Annotated in this window: 16 protein-coding genes; 11 read left to right on the top strand and 5 right to left on the bottom strand. The window is 67.8% G+C overall.

The genetic code is table 11. The features are described from left to right. Window positions 1–264: 264 nt before the first annotated feature. From B7G54_RS09160 to B7G54_RS09150, 3 genes are read left to right on the top strand one after another with little or no spacing between them, the layout of a single operon-like run. Window positions 265–1,407 (top strand): MGDG synthase family glycosyltransferase, encoded by a 1,143-nt coding sequence (locus B7G54_RS09160; protein ID WP_085038791.1) that lies wholly within the window; start codon window positions 265–267, stop codon window positions 1,405–1,407. Continuing rightward, entirely contained in the window at window positions 1,404–1,898 is a 495-nt protein-coding gene (locus tag B7G54_RS09155; protein WP_085038790.1) for a hypothetical protein, read from the top strand. The genes B7G54_RS09160 and B7G54_RS09155 overlap by 4 nt, the downstream gene beginning before the upstream one ends. 6 nt (window positions 1,899–1,904) lie before the next feature. Continuing rightward, on the top strand, window positions 1,905–2,504 hold the full coding sequence (locus tag B7G54_RS09150) for a dual specificity protein phosphatase family protein (protein WP_085038789.1): 600 nt from the start codon (window positions 1,905–1,907) through the stop codon (window positions 2,502–2,504). Window positions 2,505–2,592: 88 nt separating this feature from the next. Here B7G54_RS09150 and betA read toward each other — a convergent pair whose 3' ends face one another. From betA to betI, 3 genes are read right to left on the bottom strand one after another with little or no spacing between them, the layout of a single operon-like run. Further along, entirely contained in the window at window positions 2,593–4,293 is a 1,701-nt protein-coding gene (betA, locus tag B7G54_RS09145; protein WP_085038788.1) for a choline dehydrogenase, read from the bottom strand. A 25-nt stretch (window positions 4,294–4,318) separates the two neighbouring features. Then, window positions 4,319–5,788 carry a betaine-aldehyde dehydrogenase gene (gene betB / locus B7G54_RS09140; protein WP_085038787.1) on the bottom strand — a complete coding sequence of 490 codons (1,470 nt, stop codon included), beginning with the start codon at window positions 5,786–5,788 and terminating at the stop codon, window positions 4,319–4,321. 32 nt (window positions 5,789–5,820) lie between these two features. Further along, window positions 5,821–6,405, bottom strand: coding sequence for a transcriptional regulator BetI (gene betI, locus B7G54_RS09135; protein WP_085038786.1), 585 nt, complete (start codon window positions 6,403–6,405; stop codon window positions 5,821–5,823). A 720-nt stretch (window positions 6,406–7,125) separates the two neighbouring features. On the opposite strand from betI, the gene B7G54_RS09130 reads away from it, so the two are divergent. From B7G54_RS09130 to fdhA, 8 genes are all read left to right on the top strand, one after another. Beyond that, on the top strand, window positions 7,126–8,028 hold the full coding sequence (locus B7G54_RS09130) for an alpha/beta fold hydrolase (protein WP_085038785.1): 903 nt from the start codon (window positions 7,126–7,128) through the stop codon (window positions 8,026–8,028). Between the two features lie 67 nt (window positions 8,029–8,095). Further along, window positions 8,096–8,665, top strand: a complete 570-nt coding sequence (locus B7G54_RS09125; RefSeq protein ID WP_085038784.1) for a methyltransferase family protein — start codon at window positions 8,096–8,098, stop codon at window positions 8,663–8,665. Window positions 8,666–8,682: 17 nt separating this feature from the next. Continuing rightward, window positions 8,683–9,966: a glycosyltransferase gene (locus tag B7G54_RS09120; RefSeq protein ID WP_085038783.1), complete on the top strand. Its 1,284-nt coding sequence runs from the start codon at window positions 8,683–8,685 to the stop codon at window positions 9,964–9,966. Then, complete coding sequence (locus tag B7G54_RS09115; protein WP_085038782.1) at window positions 9,963–11,558, top strand: DHA2 family efflux MFS transporter permease subunit; 1,596 nt, start codon at window positions 9,963–9,965, stop codon at window positions 11,556–11,558. Before B7G54_RS09120 ends, B7G54_RS09115 begins: the two co-directional genes overlap by 4 nt. 10 nt (window positions 11,559–11,568) lie before the next feature. Then, complete coding sequence (locus tag B7G54_RS09110; protein WP_085038781.1) at window positions 11,569–12,507, top strand: glycosyltransferase family 2 protein; 939 nt, start codon at window positions 11,569–11,571, stop codon at window positions 12,505–12,507. Window positions 12,508–12,515: 8 nt separating this feature from the next. Further along, window positions 12,516–14,375, top strand: a complete 1,860-nt coding sequence (locus B7G54_RS09105; protein ID WP_085038780.1) for an efflux transporter outer membrane subunit — start codon at window positions 12,516–12,518, stop codon at window positions 14,373–14,375. After that, window positions 14,375–15,565: an HlyD/EmrA/EmrK family protein gene (locus tag B7G54_RS09100; protein ID WP_085038779.1), complete on the top strand. Its 1,191-nt coding sequence runs from the start codon at window positions 14,375–14,377 to the stop codon at window positions 15,563–15,565. Before B7G54_RS09105 ends, B7G54_RS09100 begins: the two co-directional genes overlap by 1 nt. A gap of 276 nt (window positions 15,566–15,841) precedes the next feature. Continuing rightward, on the top strand, window positions 15,842–17,038 hold the full coding sequence (fdhA, locus tag B7G54_RS09090) for a formaldehyde dehydrogenase, glutathione-independent (protein ID WP_039369545.1): 1,197 nt from the start codon (window positions 15,842–15,844) through the stop codon (window positions 17,036–17,038). A 153-nt stretch (window positions 17,039–17,191) separates the two neighbouring features. On the opposite strand, the gene B7G54_RS09085 is transcribed toward fdhA, so the two are convergent. Both B7G54_RS09085 and B7G54_RS09080 read right to left on the bottom strand, forming a co-directional pair. Continuing rightward, window positions 17,192–18,214, bottom strand: a complete 1,023-nt coding sequence (locus B7G54_RS09085) for a class I fructose-bisphosphate aldolase (RefSeq protein WP_085038778.1) — start codon at window positions 18,212–18,214, stop codon at window positions 17,192–17,194. 424 nt (window positions 18,215–18,638) lie between these two features. Then, window positions 18,639–19,394: a hypothetical protein gene (locus B7G54_RS09080; protein WP_085038777.1), complete on the bottom strand. Its 756-nt coding sequence runs from the start codon at window positions 19,392–19,394 to the stop codon at window positions 18,639–18,641. Window positions 19,395–19,440 lie beyond the last annotated feature (46 nt).

The following is a 19,440-nucleotide window of genomic DNA, read 5'->3' as shown; positions in this document are numbered from 1 at the left end:
CCGTCATGCCGGTGGCGTCCATGCTGACCGCCCGCCACGCCTTCCTTTCCTCCCGCCCGCCTGCGCGTCACCCCCCGATCCCGGCACCATCGACCGAACGCAGTATGATTCCGCAGACGATGCCGGCGATCGCTTCGCTGTAACCGCCCGCCCGCACCGCCGAAGATCTGCCAAGCTTGTTGTAAGCCGGACGCAAACAGCCGCCGCGTGAGAGCGCAGCCGCGAATCCGCCTCCGGGCCACCTTCATCGAAACGGTCAGTCAGATGTCAAAGCAAAACAAGAAGATCCTCCTCCTGAGCGTCAGCGCCGGCGCCGGCCATACCCGCGCGGCCGAAGCGATCCGCGCGTTCGCCGACCACCATCCCGCCGGTATCGAAGCCACCCACCTGGACGTGATGGATTTCGTGTCCACCGGCTTCCGCAAGCTGTACACCGATCTCTACATCAAGCTCGTCAGCAGCCAGCCGGCGCTGTGGGGCTACCTGTACCAGAAGACCGACGAAGTCGATCCGGCCGCGCCGTCGCAGAAGATCCGGCGCGCGATCGAGCGGCTCAATTGCCGTCCGCTGCTCGCGGAGATCGAACGGCAGCGCCCGGACGCGATCATCTGCACGCACTTCCTGCCGGCCGAACTGCTGTCGCGCGAGATCCGCAAGGGGCGCGTCGACACGCCGGTGTGGGTGCAGGTCACCGATTTCGACCTGCACAGCATGTGGGTCGTGCCGAACATGCGCGGCTATTTCGCGGCCAACGACGAGATCGCATGGCGCATGCATGCGCGCGGCATGGCGCCCGAGACGGTGCACGTCAGCGGCATCCCGATCATGCCGGCGTTCGGCCAGCCGCTCGATCGCGCGGCCTGCGCGGCCGAATTCGGCCTCGATCCCGCGCGCCCGACCTTCCTGATGATGTCCGGTGGCGCGGGCCTCGGCGGGCTCGACGTGCTGGCCGCACGCCTGCTGGAGATGGATGCCGACTTCCAGCTGATCGCGCTGGCCGGCAAGAACAAGGCGATGCTGGCGTCGTTGCAGGAACTGGCCGCGCAGCATCCGGGCCGGCTGTTTCCGCAGGGCTTCACGCAGCAGGTCGAACGGCTGATGGCCTGCGCCGACCTCGTGATCACGAAGCCGGGCGGCCTGACGACGTCCGAATGTCTTGCGATGCAATTGCCGATGATCGTCAACTCGCCGATTCCGGGCCAGGAAGAGCGCAATGCGGATTTCCTGCTCGAACAGGGCGTCGCGCTGAAGGCGATCGACGACGATGCGCTCGTCTACCGGATCCGCGCGTTGCTGCAGACGCCGGCGCGTCTCGCCGACATGCGGCGCCGTCTCGCGCCGCTCGGGCGGCCGCTCGCCGGCCGCTTCGTGCTCGATCGCGTGCTGGGCCTGGAGCCCGCCGCATGAGCGTCGCGCGCTTTGTGCCGACGCGTCATACGGTGTTCGTCGTCGGGTGGGTGATGTTGCTCGCGTACTTCTTCGCGAACGTGGAGATCCAGATCGAAGGCAGCGCGGGCTGGGCGGCCAACCTGCCGACGTGGCGCATCGAGCATCACTGGCTGCTCGATATCTTCTGGGGCGGGCGGCCGATGACGGGCTACCACGCATGGGTGTTCCCGTTCGTCGCGCTGTTCTTTCACCTGCCGGCCGTGTTCAACGGACGGTGGTCGTGGCGCATCGAAGCTCGCATCATCGCGTGCATCATGGTGTTCTGGCTCACCGAGGACTTCCTGTGGTTCGTGCTGAATCCGGCTTACGGGCTGGCCCGCTTCAATCCGGCCAACGTGCCGTGGCATATCCACTGGCTCGGCATCGCCCCGACCGACTACTGGACGATGAGCGCCGCCGCGATCGTGCTGTTCATGCTTTCCCGCGAGCGCAAGCGCGCATTCTATTGAACCACCATGAAAATCGCCTTCATTGCCTCGCTCGCCGTCACGCTTGCCGCGTTCGTGCAGCCGGCCCACGCGGACCCGGCCTCCGAAGTGCCGGCCTCCGGGGTGTCGGCCCGGTCGATCAAATGGGCGCAGAGCGTGACCGATGCGCATGTGAACAACCTGCATCGCATCACGCCGACGCTGTACCGCAGCGCCCAGCTGTCGCGCACGGACGTGCCGGAGCTGCAGAAGCTCGGCATCCGCAAGGTCATCAGCTTCCGTTCGTTTCACGCGGACGACAGCATCCTGGCCGGCACGCAGATCAAGATGCAGCGCATCCGGATCAACACGTGGGACATCCGCGACGAAGACATGGTCACCGCGCTGAAGGCGCTGCGCACGGCCGACCAGGACGGCCCGGTGCTGATCCACTGCCAGCACGGTGCCGATCGCACGGGCCTCGTGTCGGCGCTGTACCGGATGGTGTACCAGGGCTGGACGCGCGAGCAGGCGCTCGACGAGCTGCAGCACGGCGGCTACGGGTTCCATCCGGTCTGGCGGAACATCACGAACTACCTGCAACACGTCGACGTCGAGCGGTTGAAGCGAGAAGTGAACAGCGGCTGACGAACGCATGCAAAAACGCCGCCGACCCTCACGGTCGGCGGCGTTTCGTCAGGACACCATCGAAGATCGGGCAGTGCGCCCGATGTCGTCAGACCGTCTCCGGCTGCCGCACAGCCTTCGCGATATTGCGCGCCATCGCCCCATTCGCGACGAAGTAAGGCACATCCACGCGCGCAAGCGGCTTGCGCCCGCGAATCTTGTCCGCGATCTTCTCGGCGATCATGATCGTCGGCGCATTGAGGTTGCCGGTCGTGATGATCGGCATGATCGACGCATCGACGACACGCAGCCCTTCCAGCCCGTGCACACGGCCTTCTTCGTCGACCACGGCCATGTCGTCGTAACCCATCTTGCACGAGCACGACGGATGGAACGCGGTCTCCGCGCGGGCCCGCACGAACGTGTCGAGTTCCTTGTCGCTCTTGCAGTCGGCGCCCGGGTTCAGCTCGCGGCCGCGATAGCGGTCGAGCGCGGGCTGTCGCATGATCTCGCGCGTCGCGCGGATCGCATCGCGGAACTCGCGCCAGTCGAGCGCTTCGGCCATGTAGTTGAACAGGATGCTCGGGTGCTGGTTCGGGTCGCGCGAGCGCAGCTTCACGCAGCCGCGGCTCGGCGAGCGCATCGAGCCGACGTGCGCCTGGAAGCCGTGCATCTCGATCGCGTTCGAGCCGTTGTAGTTGATCGCCACCGGCAGGAAGTGATACTGGATGTTCGGCCACAGATCGTCGTCGCGCGTGCGGATGAAACCGCCCGCCTCGAAGTGGTTGCTTGCGCCGAGGCCGGTGCCGTTCAGCATCCATTCGAGGCCGATCTTCGGCTGGTTCCACCACTTGAGTGCCGGGTACAGCGATACCGGCTCCTTGCACTCGTACTGGATGTACATCTCCAGGTGGTCCTGCAGGTTCTGGCCGACGCCGGGCAGGTCGAGCACGACCGGAATGTCGAGTTCCTTCAGCCACGCGCCGGGGCCGACGCCCGAGCGCTGCAGCAGTTGCGGCGACGCGATCGCGCCGCTGCACACGAGCACCTCGCGGCGCGCATGCGCGGTCGCGCGTTCGCTGCCGCGCAGGTACGTGACGCCCGATGCGCGCTTGCCGTCGAACAGGATGCGATCGGCGAGCGCGTGCGTGACGATCTCGAGGTTCGGCCGCACCTTCGCCTGGTCGAGGTAGCCGCGCGCGGTGCTGGCGCGGCGGCCCTTCGGCGTGACGGTGCGATCCATCGGGCCGAAACCTTCCTGCTGATAGCCGTTCAGGTCGTCGGTGCGCGGATAGCCGGCCTGCACGCCCGCGTCGACCATCGCCTCGAACAGCGGGTTCACGCCCGGCTTGCTGGTCGTGACCGACACGGGGCCGTTGCCGCCGTGATAATCGTTCGGGCCGACGTCGCGCGTCTCGGCTTTCTTGAAGTACGGCAGGCAATCGAGATACGTCCAGTTCTCGAGGCCCTTGTGCGTCGACCAGTTGTCGTAGTCGAGCGCGTTGCCGCGGATGTAGCACATGCCGTTGATCAGCGACGAGCCGCCGAGCCCCTTGCCGCGGCCGCATTCCATCCGGCGGTTGTCCATGTGCGGCTCGGGGTCGGTCTCGTAGGCCCAGTTGTAGCGGCGGCCCTGCAGCGGATAGGCGAGGGCGGCCGGCATCTGCGTGCGGAAGTCGAAGCGGTAGTCGGGGCCGCCCGCTTCGAGCAGCAGCACCGTCACGTCCGGATCTTCCGTCAGGCGCGTTGCGAGCACGTTGCCCGCGGAACCGGCGCCGCAGATGATGTAGTCGTATTCGCGTGTCGTCATGACGGTCAATCTCCTTTCGTGATTCTTAAAACACCGGGTTGTAGCGGCCGAGCTCGACCTGCACCGACTTGATTCGAGTGTAGTGCTCGAGCGTCGTGATGCCGTTCTCGCGTCCGACACCGGATTGCTTGTATCCGCCAACCGGCATCTCGGCCGGCGATTCGCCCCACGTGTTGATCCAGCAGATACCGGCTTCGAGGCGATGGATCGTGCGGTGCGCGCGCGACAGGTTCTCGGTCACGACGCCGGCTGCCAGGCCGTAGTGCGTGTCGTTCGCGCGGGCAATCACTTCGTCCTCCGATTCGAAATCGAGGATGCTCATTACCGGCCCGAAAATTTCTTCGCGGACGATCTTCATGTCGTCGCGGCAGTCGCCGAATACGGTCGGCGCGACGTACTGGCCGCTGCCGAAGTGGCCGTCGGCCAGGCGCGTGCCGCCCGCGAGCAGCTTCGCGCCTTCGGCCTTGCCGCTTTCGATGAAGCCGAGCACCTTGTCGAGCTGTGCGGCCGACACGAGCGGGCCGAAGTTGGTATCGGCATCGGTCGGCTTGCCGACGCGAATGCGCTTCACGCGTTCGAGCACGCGCTGCGTGAACGCGTCCTTGATCGAGCGGTGCACGAACACGCGCGTGCCGTTCGTGCAGACCTGGCCCGAGCTGAAGAAGTTGGCGGTCACCGCGATATCGGCCGCGCGGTCGAGGTCCGCATCGTCGAACACGATCAGCGGCGACTTGCCGCCGAGTTCCATCGTCACTTCCTTCAGCGACGAGGCGCCCGCCAGCGACATCACCTTCTTGCCGGTCTCGACGCCGCCCGTGAACGACACCTTCGCGATGTCCGGGTGGCCCGTCAGCAGCGCGCCGACCGAGCCGTCGCCCTGCACGACGTTGAACACGCCGGCCGGCACGCCGGCTTCCGTGTAGATTTCCGCGAGCTTCAGCGCGGTGAGCGGCGTGACTTCGCTCGGCTTGAACACCATCGCGTTGCCGGCCGCGAGCGCGGGCGCCGTCTTCCAGCACGCGATCTGGATCGGGTAGTTCCAGGCGCCGATGCCCGCGCACACGCCGAGCGGTTCGCGGCGCGTGTAGACGAACGATTCGGCGCGCAGCGGCACCTGCAGCCCTTCGACCGCGGTTGCGAGGCCCGCGTAGTACTCGATCACGTCCGCGCCGGTGACGATGTCGACCGCGAGCGTCTCGGCGATCGGCTTGCCCGTGTCGCGCGTTTCCAGCGCCGCGAGCTCGTCGTTGCGCTCGCGCAGCAGGTCGACCGCGCGGCGCAGGATGCGCGAGCGCTGCATCGCGGTCATCGCGGCCCATTCGCGCTGGCCTTCCCGGGCGGACGCAACCGCGCGGTCGACGTCGGCCGCGCTCGCCTGCTGCACCTGGGCGAGCAGTTCGCCGGTGGCGGGATCGAAGGTGTCGAAAGTCTTGCCGCTCGTGGCGTCGACGTAACCGCCGCCGATGTAGAGGCGCTGCAAACCGAATACGGACATGAGGATCTCCTTGAGGGCGACTGCGTGACGCGTCAGTCGGACGCGAGCAGCAGGTCGATGTAATCGTGGGCGAGCTTCAATGCAGCCCGGGTGTCGATCGGGCCGCCGGCGAGTGCGCCGCGCAGCCACAGGCCGTCGATCAGCGCGGCGAGGCCGCTGGCGGCTTCGCGCGCTTGCGTGCGCGGCAAGGCCTTCGCGAATTCGGCGCACAGGTTCGAATGGAGGCGCCGCGTGTTGACGTGCTGCAGGCGCTTGAGCATCGGGTCGTGCATGCTCTGCGACCAGAACGCGAGCCACGTCTTCATCACGGGTGCGCTGACCTGCGTGTCGTCGAAGTTCGCGGCCACGACCGCGCGCAGCCGCGAACGCGGATCCTTGCGTGCGGCGACGCGACGTTGCGTGGTGGCCGCCCACAGATCGCGCAGCACGTGCCGCATCGTGGCTTCGAGCAGGCCGTCCTTGTCGCCGAAGTAGTGGCTGACGATGCCGGTCGAGATCTTCGCGCGTTGCGCGACCGATGCGAGCGTCGTGCCGGGCAGGCCCGCTTCGTCGATCGAACGCAGCGTGGCATCGATCAACTGTGCGCGGCGAATCTCCCGCATTCCGACTTTCGGCATCGTGACTCCCTTCGCCCGGACGGGCCGTCCATGGAAGTCGAGAGCTTAGCGGTTTTTTATTGATCGTTCAATCAACAAAAAAATTGGGGTCTGACGGTGACGGTGGTGCCCGGCAGGCGAGCGCGGCACCCGATCGTGCGTTGTGCAGGTGCGGAAAAATGATTGAAAGATGATTAAAAAAGCTGGAGTTTGTTTAAAACGCTTTCTGAAGTGGGCGATCAATCCGGTTAATCGTTTCAGGTACCGAAGCGATTACGGAATGAAAGATTATTGAGCTATGTGATATTCGATGAAACATGGAGGCCGGCCTGCGAATCGACGTCATGATTCATTCACGAAAATCCGTTTGAAATGAGCGAATTAAACGGATTAAGTATTTGATTTAAAACGAATATGTTTCAATAAAATGGGGGTCGGCTGGTGCCGCGCAAACGATTGCGGTCGCCCTCGAAAGCATTCCGCTTACCATAAAAAATGCGCGAATAATTTGAAACTGCCACATTTCCTAACAGAGTAGAGGGTATCGTTGGAATGACTTGAGTCAGTAATATTGTCCGTATTAGTATGGCGCCGCACTACGAGGAATGAATCGATGCCGCCGGTATTGCCGCGGTGCATTGGCCAATCGCGCAATTCGGGTTGCGCGCGAAAACCGGCGCAGTCATTGCGCACCTGCAGCATGCCGCGACGTCGAGACGCCGCATCCACCGGAGAACGACGATGCCGACCGAAAAACACGTGGTCCCGCTACCGAATGGTCTGAAGGTCTACGTCGAACGGAACGTGTTCGACCCGACGTTCGACACGGCGATGCTCGTCAACGGCGCGCTCGCAACGACCGCGTCGTTCGGGCAGACCGTCCAGTATCTCGGCGAGCGGATGAACACGATCTGCTTCGACCTGCCGTATGCGGGGCAGTCGCGCCAGCACAACCCGGGCTGCTACATCCTGACGAAGGACGACGAAGCCGCGATTCTGCAGCACCTGGTCGAGCGCTTCGCGCCGGCGTACCTCGTGTCGGTGTCGTGGGGCGGCGTTGCGTCGCTGTTCGCGCTCGCGCGCGGCTGCCCGAGCGTGCGGCGCGCGGCGATCTGCTCGTTCTCGCCGTTCCTGAACGATGCGATGGTCGACTACGTGACGCGCGCCCGCGACCACATCGCGGCCGGCGAGAACCTGAAGGCCGCGCAGCTGCTGAACGACACCGTCGGCCGCTACCTGCCGCGCATCATGAAGCTGTACAACTACCGCTATCTCACGCGCCTGCCGCGCGACGAGCAGGACCAGGTCGCGTTCCACGTCGACCAGATCCTGTCGCTGCAGCCCGAGCGCTACTTCAGCGAGTTCTCGAACATCGGCTGCGAGCTGCTGTTCCTGAACGGCGAGCGCGACGAATACACGACGCCCGCCGACGTGCGCCAGCTCGGCGCGCACGTGCCGCGCGCGCGGTTCGCGACGGTGCCGGATGCCGGCCACTTTCTCGACATCGAAGGCCGCGCGCAGCGCGAATACACGCGTGCGGCGCTGCTCGACTTTTTCTGCGGCGGGTCGTCGCTCGCCGCCGGCATCGCGCATGCCGCCGCCCAGGCGTGCGTGCCCGCACCGATGCACGCGCTGTCGTCGTGACGCCGCACGCCGTGCGTCCGGTACGCACGGCGCCCCCGAATTCCCATCCCAACGAGGCAGGCCAGCCGTGAATATCGTTCAGACCATCGCCATCGTCGTTCCGTGGGCCGCGTGGCTCGCCTACTGGATCGCCACTTCGCAAGGCGCGAAGACGACCGTGCGCAAGGAAGCGTCGCGCTCGCGCACGCTGCAGTCGATTCCGCTGATCGTCGGCGGCGCGCTGATCATCCTGCCCGATCCGTCGTGGCAAGCGCTCGTGCCCGACTGGCAGCGCTTCGGCCTGCAGGCGCAGTGCGGGTTCGCGGTGCTGGTTGCCGGCCTGCTGTTCTCGGTGTGGGCGCGGCTGCACCTCGGCACGAACTGGAGCGTGTCGGTCACGCTGAAGGAAGACCATGAACTCGTCCGCACCGGGCCGTACGCGCTCGTGCGTCATCCGATCTATACGGGTTGCCTGATTGCGCTCGTCGGCGCCGCGCTGATCGGCGGCGAATGGCGCGGCGCGATCGGCGTGCTGCTCGTGTTCGCGTCGCTCGCGTACAAGGTGCGTGTCGAGGAGAGCTGGCTGACCGGGTATTTCGGGCCGGCGTACACGCAGTACCGCCGCGAGGTCGCGGCGCTGATTCCCGGCTTCTACTGAACCCCGCGAGGCGCGCGATGGCGAAGATGATCGTGACGGCGATCGGCTCGGCGGGCGACGTGCATCCGTTGCTCGGCGTCGCGCGCACGCTCGCGGCGCGCGGTCACGACGTCGTGTTCTGCACGCACGCACCGTTCGAGGCGGCCGTGCGCCGTTGCGGGTTCGCGTTCGTGCCGATCGGCACCGCGGCCGAATACGAGGCCGCGATGGCGAACCCCGCGCTGTGGGATTCGCGCACGTCGTTTCGCACGCTGTGGCAGGTGATCGCGCCGACGCTGCGCCCGCATTACGACGCGCTGCGCGCGCTGGCCGACGGCGATACGGTGCTCGTCGGCACGCTGTGGGCGTTCTCCGCGCGCTTCATGCAGGAACTGCACGGCACGCCGTACGTATCGGTGCAGGTGTCGCCGTCGACGCTGCTGTCCGCGCATGTGCCGCCGACGCATCCGCGCCTGACGATTCCTGCGCGCTGGCCGCTGCCCGTGAAGGCGGCGCTGATGACGCTGATCGAGCGCCAGGTGCTCGATCGCACCTGCGGCCCCGCGCTCAATGCGGTACGCCGCGAACTCGGGCTCGCGCCCGCGCGGCGCGTGCTGGGCCGCTGGCTGCATTCGACCGACGGCGTGCTGTGCCTGTTTCCCGGCTGGTTCGCGCCGCCGCAACCGGACTGGCCGTCGAATCATCTGCAAAGCGGTTTCCCGCTGTTCAACGATATTGCGACACCCGACGAAGATGTGGCACTCGATGCGTATCTCGCGGCCGGTGAACCCCCGGTCGTGTTCACGGCCGGTTCGACACGCGTCGATCACGCGGCCTATGCGCGCGCGGTGGCGGACGCGCTGCGCGCGACCGGCGCGCGCGGGATCCTGCTGACGCCGCACGATGCGGCGCCGGACGGCGACCGTTTGCTGGTGCGCCGCTTCGTGCCGATGCGCACGCTGCTGCCGCGCTGCCGCGCGCTCGTGCATCACGGCGGGATCGGCACGGCGGCGCTCGCGTTCGAAGCCGGGATCGCGCAGGTCGTCACGCCGTTCGCGCACGACCAGTTCGACAACGCGCAGCGGGTCGCCGTGAGCGGTTGCGGCGTGCGCGTCGACGGCCCGATCGACGGCGCGCGCCTCGGCGCGGCGCTCGCGCGCGTGCTGGGCGACCCCGCGTTTGCAACGCATGCGGCGCGTACACGCGCGCTGCTTGCGGCCGAGCGGGACGGCTGCGAAGCCGCCGCCGATTTCATCGAACGGTTCGCGCCGGCGCGCGGGCGGGCAGCCGCGCGGCCCGAAGCTGCGGTGGCCGGCGCATGAGCACCGCATCGCCGCTTCACGACGGGCCCGTCGCGCCGCCCGCGTTCGACCTGCCGGCCCCTGCGCCGGCCGCGCGGCCGGTGCGCGGTATCCGGCTCGCGCTGCTGACGTTCGCGCTGTCGCTCGCGACCTTCATCGAGGTGCTCGATTCGACCGTGACGAACGTCGCGGTGCCGGCGATCTCCGGCAGTCTCGGCGTATCGAATAGCCAGGGCACGTGGGTGATCAGCTCGTATTCGGTCGCGGCCGCGATCGCAGTGCCGCTGACGGGCTGGCTCGCGCGCCGCGTCGGCGAGTTGCGGCTGTTCGTCGGCGCGGTGCTGCTGTTCACGCTGACGTCGCTGCTGTGCGGGCTCGCGCGCGACCTGCATGTGCTCGTGGTCTGCCGCGCGCTGCAGGGGCTGTGCTCGGGACCGATGGTGCCGCTGTCGCAGACGATCCTGCTGCGCACGTTCCCGCCCGACAAACGCACGATCGCGCTTGCGCTGTGGGCGATGACGGTGCTGCTCGCGCCGATCTTCGGGCCGGTGGTCGGCGGCTGGATCGTCGACAACTTCTCGTGGCCGTGGATCTTCCTGATCAACCTGCCGATCGGGCTGTTCTCGTTCGCGGTCTGTACCGCGATGCTGCGCCCCGACGCGCAACGCGGCGCGGCCGGCCCGATCGACGTGCCGGGCATCGTGCTGCTCGTGATCGGCGTCGGCTCGCTGCAGGCGATGCTCGATCTCGGCCACGATCGCGGCTGGTTCGGCTCGCCGCTGATCGTCACGCTGGCGGTGGTCGCGGGGCTCGCGATCGTGTCGCTGCTGATCTGGGAGGCAGGCGAGGCGCATCCCGTTGTCGATCTCAGCCTGTTCCGCGATCGCACGTTCTCGTTCTGCGTGCTGATCATCTCGCTCGGGATGATGAGCTTCTCGGTGGTCGGGGTCGTGTTTCCGCTATGGATGCAGGCCGTGATGGGCTACAACGCGTTTCACGCGGGGCTCGCCACGGCGTCGCTCGGCGTGCTCGCGCTGGTGTTCTCGATCCTCGTCGGGCTGCATGCGCATCGTTTCGACGCGCGCGTGCTCGCGACCTTCGGCTTCCTCGTGTTCGCGGCCGTGCTCGCGTGGGATGCGCATTTCACGCTGAAGATGACGTTCGCGCAGATCGCGGCGCCGGGGCTGATCCAGGGGATCGGGCTGCCGTGCTTCTTCATTCCGCTGACCGCCGCGACGCTGTCGCGCATTCCGGACGACCGGCTCGCCGCTGCGTCGAGCCTGTCGAACTTCCTGCGCACGTTGTCGGCCGCGTTCGGCACTGCGATGAGCGTGACGCTGTGGGACAACCGCGCGACCTATCACTACGACGTCGTGTCGCAATCCGTCACGCACGCGTCGGCGAATACGCAGCGCTTCGTGCACACGCTGAACGGGATGGGCGTGGACGGCGTGCGCGAGCTGACGACGCTGCACCAGGTCGTGATGCAGCAGGCATACATGATGGCGACCAACGACATGTTCTGGATGGCGAGCATGACGTGTCTCGCACTCGCGGCGATGATGTGGCTGACGCGGCCGAAGCGCGGCGCGGCGGCGTCGTTCGGGCATTGAGGAGAGGAACATGACGACACTCGGCGCACTCGTGATCCTGTATCACCCGAGCGATGCGCAGCTCGACGCGCTCGGCGCATGGCGGCATGCGTGCGACGCACTGCTCGTCGTCGACAACACGCCGCAGCCCGACGCGCGAGCCCGCGAGCTGTGCGCGCGCGAAGGCATCGCGCTGCTGCATCACGGCAATCGCGGCGGGATCGCGGGCGCATACAACGCGGGGCTCGCGGCGCTGTTTCGCGACAGCATCGACGCGGTTGCGCTGTTCGACCAGGATTCGTCGGTGCCGGCTGCATATTTCCCCGCGATGCGCGATGTCTGCGCGGGGCTCGCGGGGCGCGCATTCCTGGCCGGCCCGCGCATCTTCGACGAGAACGCGCGCAGCTTCCTGCCCGAACTGTCGACCAACGGGATCGGGCTGCGCCGCCTGCGGATCGAGCCGGGCGCATCGCTGCAGCGCTGCGCGTTCCTGATCTCGTCGGGCTGCGTCGTGTCGCGCGACGCGTTCGACGTGCTCGGCCGCTTCGACGAGACGCTGTTCATCGATCACGTCGATACCGAATACAGCTTCCGCGCGCTGTCGCGCAACGTGCCGCTCTATGTCGTGCCGTCGCTGGTGCTGCCGCACCGGATCGGGGCGAAGCAGCGGCACGCGATCGGCCCTTTTGAAATGACGTCGATGAATCACTCGTGGCAACGGCGCTACTACAGCGCGCGCAATGCGGTGCAGCTCGGGATGCAGTACGGGCTGCGCTTTCCGGTGGCGATCGTGCCGAACCTGCTGACCGTGTGGCAGGTCGTGCAGATCGCGCTCGTCGAGCGTGACAAGCGCGCGAAGCTGGCCGGCATCCTGTTCGGCGTGGCGGACGGCCTGCTCGGCCGGCTCGGCCCGCTCGAGCGCACGCGGCCGCGTCTGGCCGCGCGTGCGCAGCGCGTTCAGCAGGGATGAGGGGCGCGATGCGGCGTGTGAAAAAAACAGCGGGTCCGGCGCGTAGCGTACAGGGCGGCTCGATGATGATCGTCGCCGCGGCGGTGTCGCTGGCGTTGAGCGGATGCGTGCCGTCGGGCTTCCTGCCGTCGCTGTCGTTGCGCGCGCCGGCCGACGATGCGCTCGCGTACACGGCCGGCCCGGGCGTGAACGGTGCATGGCCTGCGCCCGACTGGGTGAAGCAGCTGCAGGATCCGCAGCTCGATGCGCTGGTTGCCGAGGCGGCGGAACACAACCCCGACCTGCAGGTCGCGCAGGCGCGGCTGCGGATCGCGCAGGCGCAGCTTCAGCAGTTCGATTCGTTGACGGGGCTGACGGGCACGGCCGGCGCGACGGTCAGCCGCGCGCGGATGCCGAAGCCGGGCGACGACGTCGCCAACGTGTCGGTCAGCGGCTATCGCGTGCCGGTCGAGATCTTCGGCGATCCGAACACCTCGCCGTCGTCGGTGTTCGTCGGGCTGACCTACCAGCTCGACCTGTGGGGCAAGAACCGCGCCGCGACGAAGAGCCTGATGTCGCTGCGCGAAGCGGCGCGAGTCGAGGCCGAGCAGGTACGGCTCACGCTGGCGGTTGCGATCGTCACCGTGTACTGCCAGCTCGACCAGGCGTATGCGACGCAGGAGCTGCTGCAGCAGAAACTGAAGGTCAGCCAGCGCGTGACGACCGTGCTGCGCGAGCGCACCGCGCGCGGGCTCGACAACGCGTACGACGCGAGCGACGCATCGATCAAGCGCAGCAAGCTGCTCGCGCAGATCGCGCTGAACGACGAGCAGATCAAGCTCGCGCAACTGCAGCTTGGCGTGCTGTCGGGCCGCGGCCCCGAACGCGGGCTCGCGCTGCAGCGGCCGCGCGTCGGCGCATTGGCGGGCGGTGCGCTGCCCGCGCGGCTGCCGGCCGATCTGCTGGGCCGCCGTCCCGACATCGTCGCCGCGCGATTGCGCGTCGAAGCCGCGTTCGCGAATGCCGATTCGACGCGCGCACAGTTCTATCCGGACGTGAACCTCGTCGCGCTCGGCGGCGTGTTCGCATTGACGCCCGCGTCGCTGTTCTCGCGCGACGCGCTCGCCGGCTCGGTCGGCCCGGCGATCTCGCTGCCGGTCTTCGATCGCGGCCGGCTGAAGGCGAAGCTCGGTGCGGATGTCGCGCAGGCCGACGCCGCGATCGGGCTGTACAACAAGACCGTCGACGACGCGCTCGGGCAGGTCGCGCAGATCGTCACGTCGCTGCAGACGTCGCAGACGCTCGTCGCTCAGCAGCAGGACGCGGTCGCGGCCGCGCAGAAGATCGTGGAGATTGCGACCGACCGTCACCGGCGCGGCGTGCTGATGCAGAAGGACGTGGATGTCGCGGATCTGACGCTGATCGACGAGCGCGCGCAGATGATCGCGTTGCTCGGCCGGCAGCGCACGCTGCGCGTCGGGCTGATCGGCGCGCTGGGCGGCGGGTTCGATGCGGGCGCGGCGCTCGCGCAGGCGCCGGCCGTGCATCGGGCGCGTAGCGGGGCGGCGAAGCGAGGCGCTTCGACTGCCACGCCTGCCGGGGCTGCTGCGACCACGCCGACCGCTGCCGCGACCGGGAGTCGATCGATGGCGGGGCGGACGGCCGATGCGCGTGTGGAGCGCGAGGCCGTGCCGCAGGTCGTCGCGGCTTCGAATGCGGGGTCCGTACGACGCGACGACGCGGCACGCACGCAGGCCGTCGGCGCGGCGCCTCGCGGCACCCCCGTTCTCGCGCACACGGCAGCGGCGAATCCGGTGCCGAGCCCGTCGGTCATGCCGCCGATCCCCCTGTTCCAGCACGATCGTCTGATCGTTACGCAAAGCGACTGATGCACCACGACAACCTTCATACCGCCGCGCCGCCGGCCGCACTGAACGACCCGGCACTCGATGCGCGCCGCGCGACGCGCCGCAAGCGCTTCATCGCGTTCTTCGCGGTCGTGCTGGTGGCCGCGCTTGCATGGATCGCATACTGGCTGCTGAGCGATCGCTATGACGAAGACACCGACGACGCGTACGTCGCCGGCAGCATCGTCCAGGTCGCCGCGCAGATCCCCGGATCGGTGACCGATGTCCTGGTCGCCGATACGCAGGCCGTGCGTGCCGGCCAGACGCTCGTGAAGCTCGACGACACCGAGGCGTCCGTTGCGTTCGCACAGGCGAAGGCGCAGCTCGCGCAAGCCGTGCGGCAGGTCGCGAACGCGAAGATCTCGACCACGATGTACGTCGAGGCCGTGAACGCGCGGCGCGCCGACCTGTCGCTCGCGCAGCGCGCGTTCGCCGCGCGCTCGGGCGCATCGGTCGAGATCGTCGCGCCCGAGGAACTCGCGCGTGCGCGCGCGGCGGTCGCCGGTGCGCAGGCGAATCTCGCGGCCGCACAGGCACAGCTCGACGCGGCGCGCGCGCTTGGCAGCAAGCTGCCGGTCGACGAAAGCCCGGCCGTCGTGCAGGCGGCTGCGCAATTCAAGCTCGCGTACCGTAACCTGAAGCGCACGACGATCGTCGCACCCGTCGATGGCACGATCGGGCAGCGTTCGGTGCAGGTCGGCCAGCAGGTCGGGCCCGGCGTGCCGCTGATGTCGATCGTGCAGCTCAATCAGCTGTGGGTCGAGGCGAATTTCAAGGAGGGGCAGATCCGCCACATGCGCATCGGGCAGCCGGTCGAGGTGGTGTCGGATCTGTACGGCTCGCGCGTGACCTATCGCGGCCGCGTGCAGGGCTTCTCGGCGGGCACGGGCAGCGCGTTCTCGATGCTGCCGTCGCAGAACGCGGCCGGCAACTGGATCAAGGTCGTGCAGCGCGTGCCGGTCGTGATCGCGCTCGATGCGCGCGATCTCGCCGCGCATCCGCTGCGCGTCGGGCTGTCGATGCGCGCGACGGTCGACACGCACGACCGCAACGGCCACGCGCTCGACAGCGAGCCGCCGACGCCGGCCGTCAGCACGCGCGTGCACGACGGCGTCGCGAGCGACGCGGAAAGCGCCGCCGCTGCGATCATCCGCGAAAATCAGGGCGGGTAACACCTGCCCAAGAGAGGGGCGGCCGGTCGCCAGGATCGGCCCGACCTCCGGCGCGCGAGGGCCCGCCCCGGTGCGTCACGCCGCACGCGTAACCGCTCCGTCGTATCCCGCCCGACTTTCGCATTTCCGCCATCGATGTCGGCGCCGTTCAAACGCATGTCGCGTTTGAGACATCGGCGCCCCTGCCTCCGGGACTACTCTCGAACAGCACGTTGCGCGTGCGCCGCATCAGCCGGCGCGCCGCGGCGCCATCCAACGAGACATGGAGACAATACGATGAGCAGCAATCGAGGTGTCGTCTATCTTGGGCCGGGCCAGGTCGAAGTGCAGAAGATCGATTATCCGAAGATGGTCGATCCGAGCGGCCGCGCGATCGGCCACGGCGTGATCCTGAAAGTGGTCAGCACGAACATCTGCGGTTCCGACCAGCACATGGTGCGCGGCCGCACGACGGCGCCGGTCGGCCTCGTGCTTGGTCACGAGATCACGGGCGAGGTGGTCGAGATCGGCCGCGACGTCGAGACGCTGAAGCTCGGCGATCTCGTGTCGGTGCCGTTCAACGTCGCCTGCGGCCGCTGCGCGATGTGCAAGGACACGCATACGGGCGTGTGCCTGAACGTGAACCCGTCGCGTGCCGGCGGCGCCTACGGTTACGTCGACATGGGCGGCTGGATCGGCGGCCAGGCCGAGTACGTGCTCGTGCCGTACGCGGATTTCAACCTGCTGAAATTCCCCGACCGCGACCAGGCAATGGCGAAGATCCGCGATCTGACCTGCCTGTCCGACATTCTGCCGACCGGGTATCACGGCGCGGTGAGCGCGGGCGTGAAGCCGGGCTCGACGGTCTATATCGCGGGCGCGGGCCCGGTCGGGATGGCGGCGGCCGCATCGGCGCGCCTGCTCGGCGCGGCCGTGACGATCGTCGGCGACATGAACGCGGAACGCCTCGCGCATGCACGGGCGATGGGTTTCGAAACGGTCGACCTGTCGAAGGATGCATCGCTCGGCGAGCAGATCGAACAGATTCTCGGCGTGCCCGAGATCGACTGCGCGGTCGACTGCGTCGGCTTCGAGGCGCACGGCCACGGTTCGTCGGGCCACTCGGAAGAAGCGCCCGCGACGGTGCTGAACTCGCTGATGGAGATCACGCGGCCGGCCGGCGCGATCGGCATCCCGGGCCTGTACGTGACGGACGATCCGGGCGCGAAGGACAAGGCCGCGCAGCACGGCAGCCTGAGCATCCGCTTCGGCCTCGGCTGGGCGAAGTCGCATTCGTTCTTCACGGGCCAGACGCCGGTGCTGAAGTACAACCGCAACCTGATGCAGGCGATCCTGTTCGACCGGCTGCCGATCGCGAAGATCGTCAACGTCGAAGTGATTTCGCTCGACCAGGCGCCGGAAGGCTACAAGAAGTTCGACGGCGGCGCGCCGCGCAAATTCGTCATCGACCCGCACGGGTTGCTGGCGGCGTAACGCGACCGACCACCACGCGGTAATCGAAGGGGCCGGGGCGTTCAAGCGCCTCGGCCCCTTGTGCGTTCGGGAAGCGCGCTCAGTGCCCGCGATAGCGCCGGGCGATACGCTCACGCGTGAACGATCGACCGGGCGACATTCGCCCGGCTCCGTTCACGCGGTGCGCTCCATCGCGGCGTCGTACTGACCGCGGCAGGCCGCACCGTTCAGGCGTGCGCGCCGCAGCAGCGCATCCTGCGCGGCGCGTACGTTGGCCGCCTGTCCCTTCCACACGGCCAGCGGCGGCTCCTGCAGCGCGCGTCCATATGAAAAGCTCAGCAGCCACGGCCGCCCGGCAATGCGATTCATCGCGTCGAGATGCGCCGTCGCTTCCTCGGGCGTCTGTCCGCCGGACAGGAAGAAGATGCCGGGCACTTCGGCCGGCACGGCGCTGCGCAACAGGCGCACCGTCGCCTCTGCGACTTCGGCGGGGGCCGGCTGTGCGGTGTGCGTGCTGCCCGCGACGACCATGCTCGGCTTGAGCAACATGTGCGCCAGCACGACCCGGTGCCGGTGCAGCGCGTTGAACACGGCGTGCAGCACGGCGTCGGTCACTTGCGCGCAGCGGCCGATCGAATGATCGCCGTCCATCAGCACTTCCGGCTCGACGATCGGCACGACGCCGGCCTCCTGGCAGATCGCCGCATAGCGCGCCAGCGCTTCAGCGTTTGCTTCGATCGCCGCATGGCCCGGCAGCGCGGCGGACACGTTGTACACCGCGCGCCATTTCGCGAACCGCGCGCCTTGCCGCTGGTAGCCGTCGAGGCGCGCCGCAAGCCCATCGAGTCCTTGCGTGATTTCGTCGCCGGGCGCGAGCGCGAGCGGAATCTTGCCCGCGTCGACCTTGATGCCGGGCACGATCTGCTGGCGAGCGGCGAGTTCGGGCAACGGCGTGCCATCGTCCGCACATTGCCCGAGCGTCTCTTCATACAGGATCACGCCGCTGACGAATTCACCGAGGCCCGGCGTCGACAGCAACAGGGTGCGCCATGTGCGGCGGTTCTCTTCGGTCGATTCGACCGCGATCGTCTTGAAGCGCTTCGCGATGGTCGGCCCGCTTTCGTCGGCCGCCAGCAAGCCTTTGCCATCCTGAACGAGTGCCTGGATCGTCGCCTGGAGTGTGCTCTCGGTGCTCATGGAATTCCTCCGCTGAAACCGTCACGCGGCCGTGCCGGCCGCCCGCTGTTCACTTCGTCACATCGTCACGCCGCCTTCCGATTTCATTCTTTGTCGTGCACGGGCCAGAACGCAAGGCGTGTGCCGCGCCTGATTGGCACGCGCTCGGGTGGCATCGTCCGTGCCAGGGCGGGTGCGTGTGCCGTTGCCGAGAGGCCAGTGCACCGACGGTCTGCATCGCGTGTTCGGCCGCGGGCGTTCACGGTCGGCCGTAGTTGAGGCGCACGGATGGAAATCACGCGGCCGGCCGCAACGCGATACGCGCCGGCGCAGGCGAATGACCCATTGAACGTCACGCGTGAGTCGCGATGCAAACGAGGTTTTGCGAGGGGCAGTTTGGAAAAACGAATCGACGGAGCTGAATGCGCGGACCGTGCATGCGTGCTCAGTGGCCGCGATAGAGCTGGGCGATTTGCGTATTGCCGGCGGTGGTGCGTCGCGCGTGCACGGTGTGCGCGCTCACACGGTGGAATGTGCGGGTGCGGTGCGCGGCGCTGCGACCGCCTTTCCAGGCCGCCAGGCGAACCGTGGTGGGATGGGACAGGTCGGGTGCGCGCATGGCCGGTGCGGCCCGTGCAACTGCCGTCCGTCCGGCCGCTTCACCGACATTCGGGGTGCCTTGACGAGCGGCCGCCACCTGCGTCCCGTCAGTCAAATGAAACGGATAGACGGGCGCCGGCAAGACCGGCAGCACGGGATCGTTCGACGCGTACGGCCCGGCATTGCGCGCCGTTGCAACCGCACCATTCGAACCGCGACAAACGGGATCGGCCTTGCATGTCCGGTCGATCGCCACGTAGCCGCCGACCAGCAGCACGAGCGTGAGGATGCTCAGGATCGGTGCGCTCGACGCCCCCGGCCGCCGGAACGCTGCGTTACGAAGCGCCCGCGCGACGCGCGACGACCACGTGTGAAAGGAGCGCGCCGCATGCTTGGCATGCGTGTCTTCCGATGCGACGCGAATCGGATCGAACGGCCAGTTCCACTGGCCGCAGACGGGGCAGTGCTCGAGCGCGCGGAAGGCCACGAAGCCGCATTCCCTGCAGCGGCAGCAGGCGGTGCGCCGCGCGTCGGCTCGCGCGTTCAGGATCGCGCGCCATTCATCGCGCGCGCGAATCGTGTGGTTGGGCAGGACTCGCATCGCAGGAAGCGGGCAGGCGCCGTCAACGGGGCGAACGCTCGCCGGT

The sequence above is a fragment of the Burkholderia puraquae genome, assembly GCF_002099195.1.
In the GTDB taxonomy this organism is placed as follows: Bacteria; Pseudomonadota; Gammaproteobacteria; order Burkholderiales; family Burkholderiaceae; genus Burkholderia; species Burkholderia puraquae.
This window is presented reverse-complemented; position numbering and strand designations above follow the sequence as displayed.

Coding starts and splice junctions, on each gene's coding strand:
- B7G54_RS09160 (WP_085038791.1), top strand. CDS start 265: ATGTCAAAGCAAAACAAGAAGATCCTCCTCCTGAGCGTCAGCGCCGGC.
- B7G54_RS09155 (WP_085038790.1), top strand. CDS start 1,404: ATGAGCGTCGCGCGCTTTGTGCCGACGCGTCATACGGTGTTCGTCGTC.
- B7G54_RS09150 (WP_085038789.1), top strand. CDS start 1,905: ATGAAAATCGCCTTCATTGCCTCGCTCGCCGTCACGCTTGCCGCGTTC.
- betA (WP_085038788.1), bottom strand. CDS start 4,293: ATGACGACACGCGAATACGACTACATCATCTGCGGCGCCGGTTCCGCG.
- betB (WP_085038787.1), bottom strand. CDS start 5,788: ATGTCCGTATTCGGTTTGCAGCGCCTCTACATCGGCGGCGGTTACGTC.
- betI (WP_085038786.1), bottom strand. CDS start 6,405: ATGCCGAAAGTCGGAATGCGGGAGATTCGCCGCGCACAGTTGATCGAT.
- B7G54_RS09130 (WP_085038785.1), top strand. CDS start 7,126: ATGCCGACCGAAAAACACGTGGTCCCGCTACCGAATGGTCTGAAGGTC.
- B7G54_RS09120 (WP_085038783.1), top strand. CDS start 8,683: ATGGCGAAGATGATCGTGACGGCGATCGGCTCGGCGGGCGACGTGCAT.
- B7G54_RS09115 (WP_085038782.1), top strand. CDS start 9,963: ATGAGCACCGCATCGCCGCTTCACGACGGGCCCGTCGCGCCGCCCGCG.
- B7G54_RS09110 (WP_085038781.1), top strand. CDS start 11,569: ATGACGACACTCGGCGCACTCGTGATCCTGTATCACCCGAGCGATGCG.
- B7G54_RS09105 (WP_085038780.1), top strand. CDS start 12,516: ATGCGGCGTGTGAAAAAAACAGCGGGTCCGGCGCGTAGCGTACAGGGC.
- B7G54_RS09100 (WP_085038779.1), top strand. CDS start 14,375: ATGCACCACGACAACCTTCATACCGCCGCGCCGCCGGCCGCACTGAAC.
- fdhA (WP_039369545.1), top strand. CDS start 15,842: ATGAGCAGCAATCGAGGTGTCGTCTATCTTGGGCCGGGCCAGGTCGAA.
- B7G54_RS09085 (WP_085038778.1), bottom strand. CDS start 18,214: ATGAGCACCGAGAGCACACTCCAGGCGACGATCCAGGCACTCGTTCAG.
- B7G54_RS09080 (WP_085038777.1), bottom strand. CDS start 19,394: ATGCGAGTCCTGCCCAACCACACGATTCGCGCGCGCGATGAATGGCGC.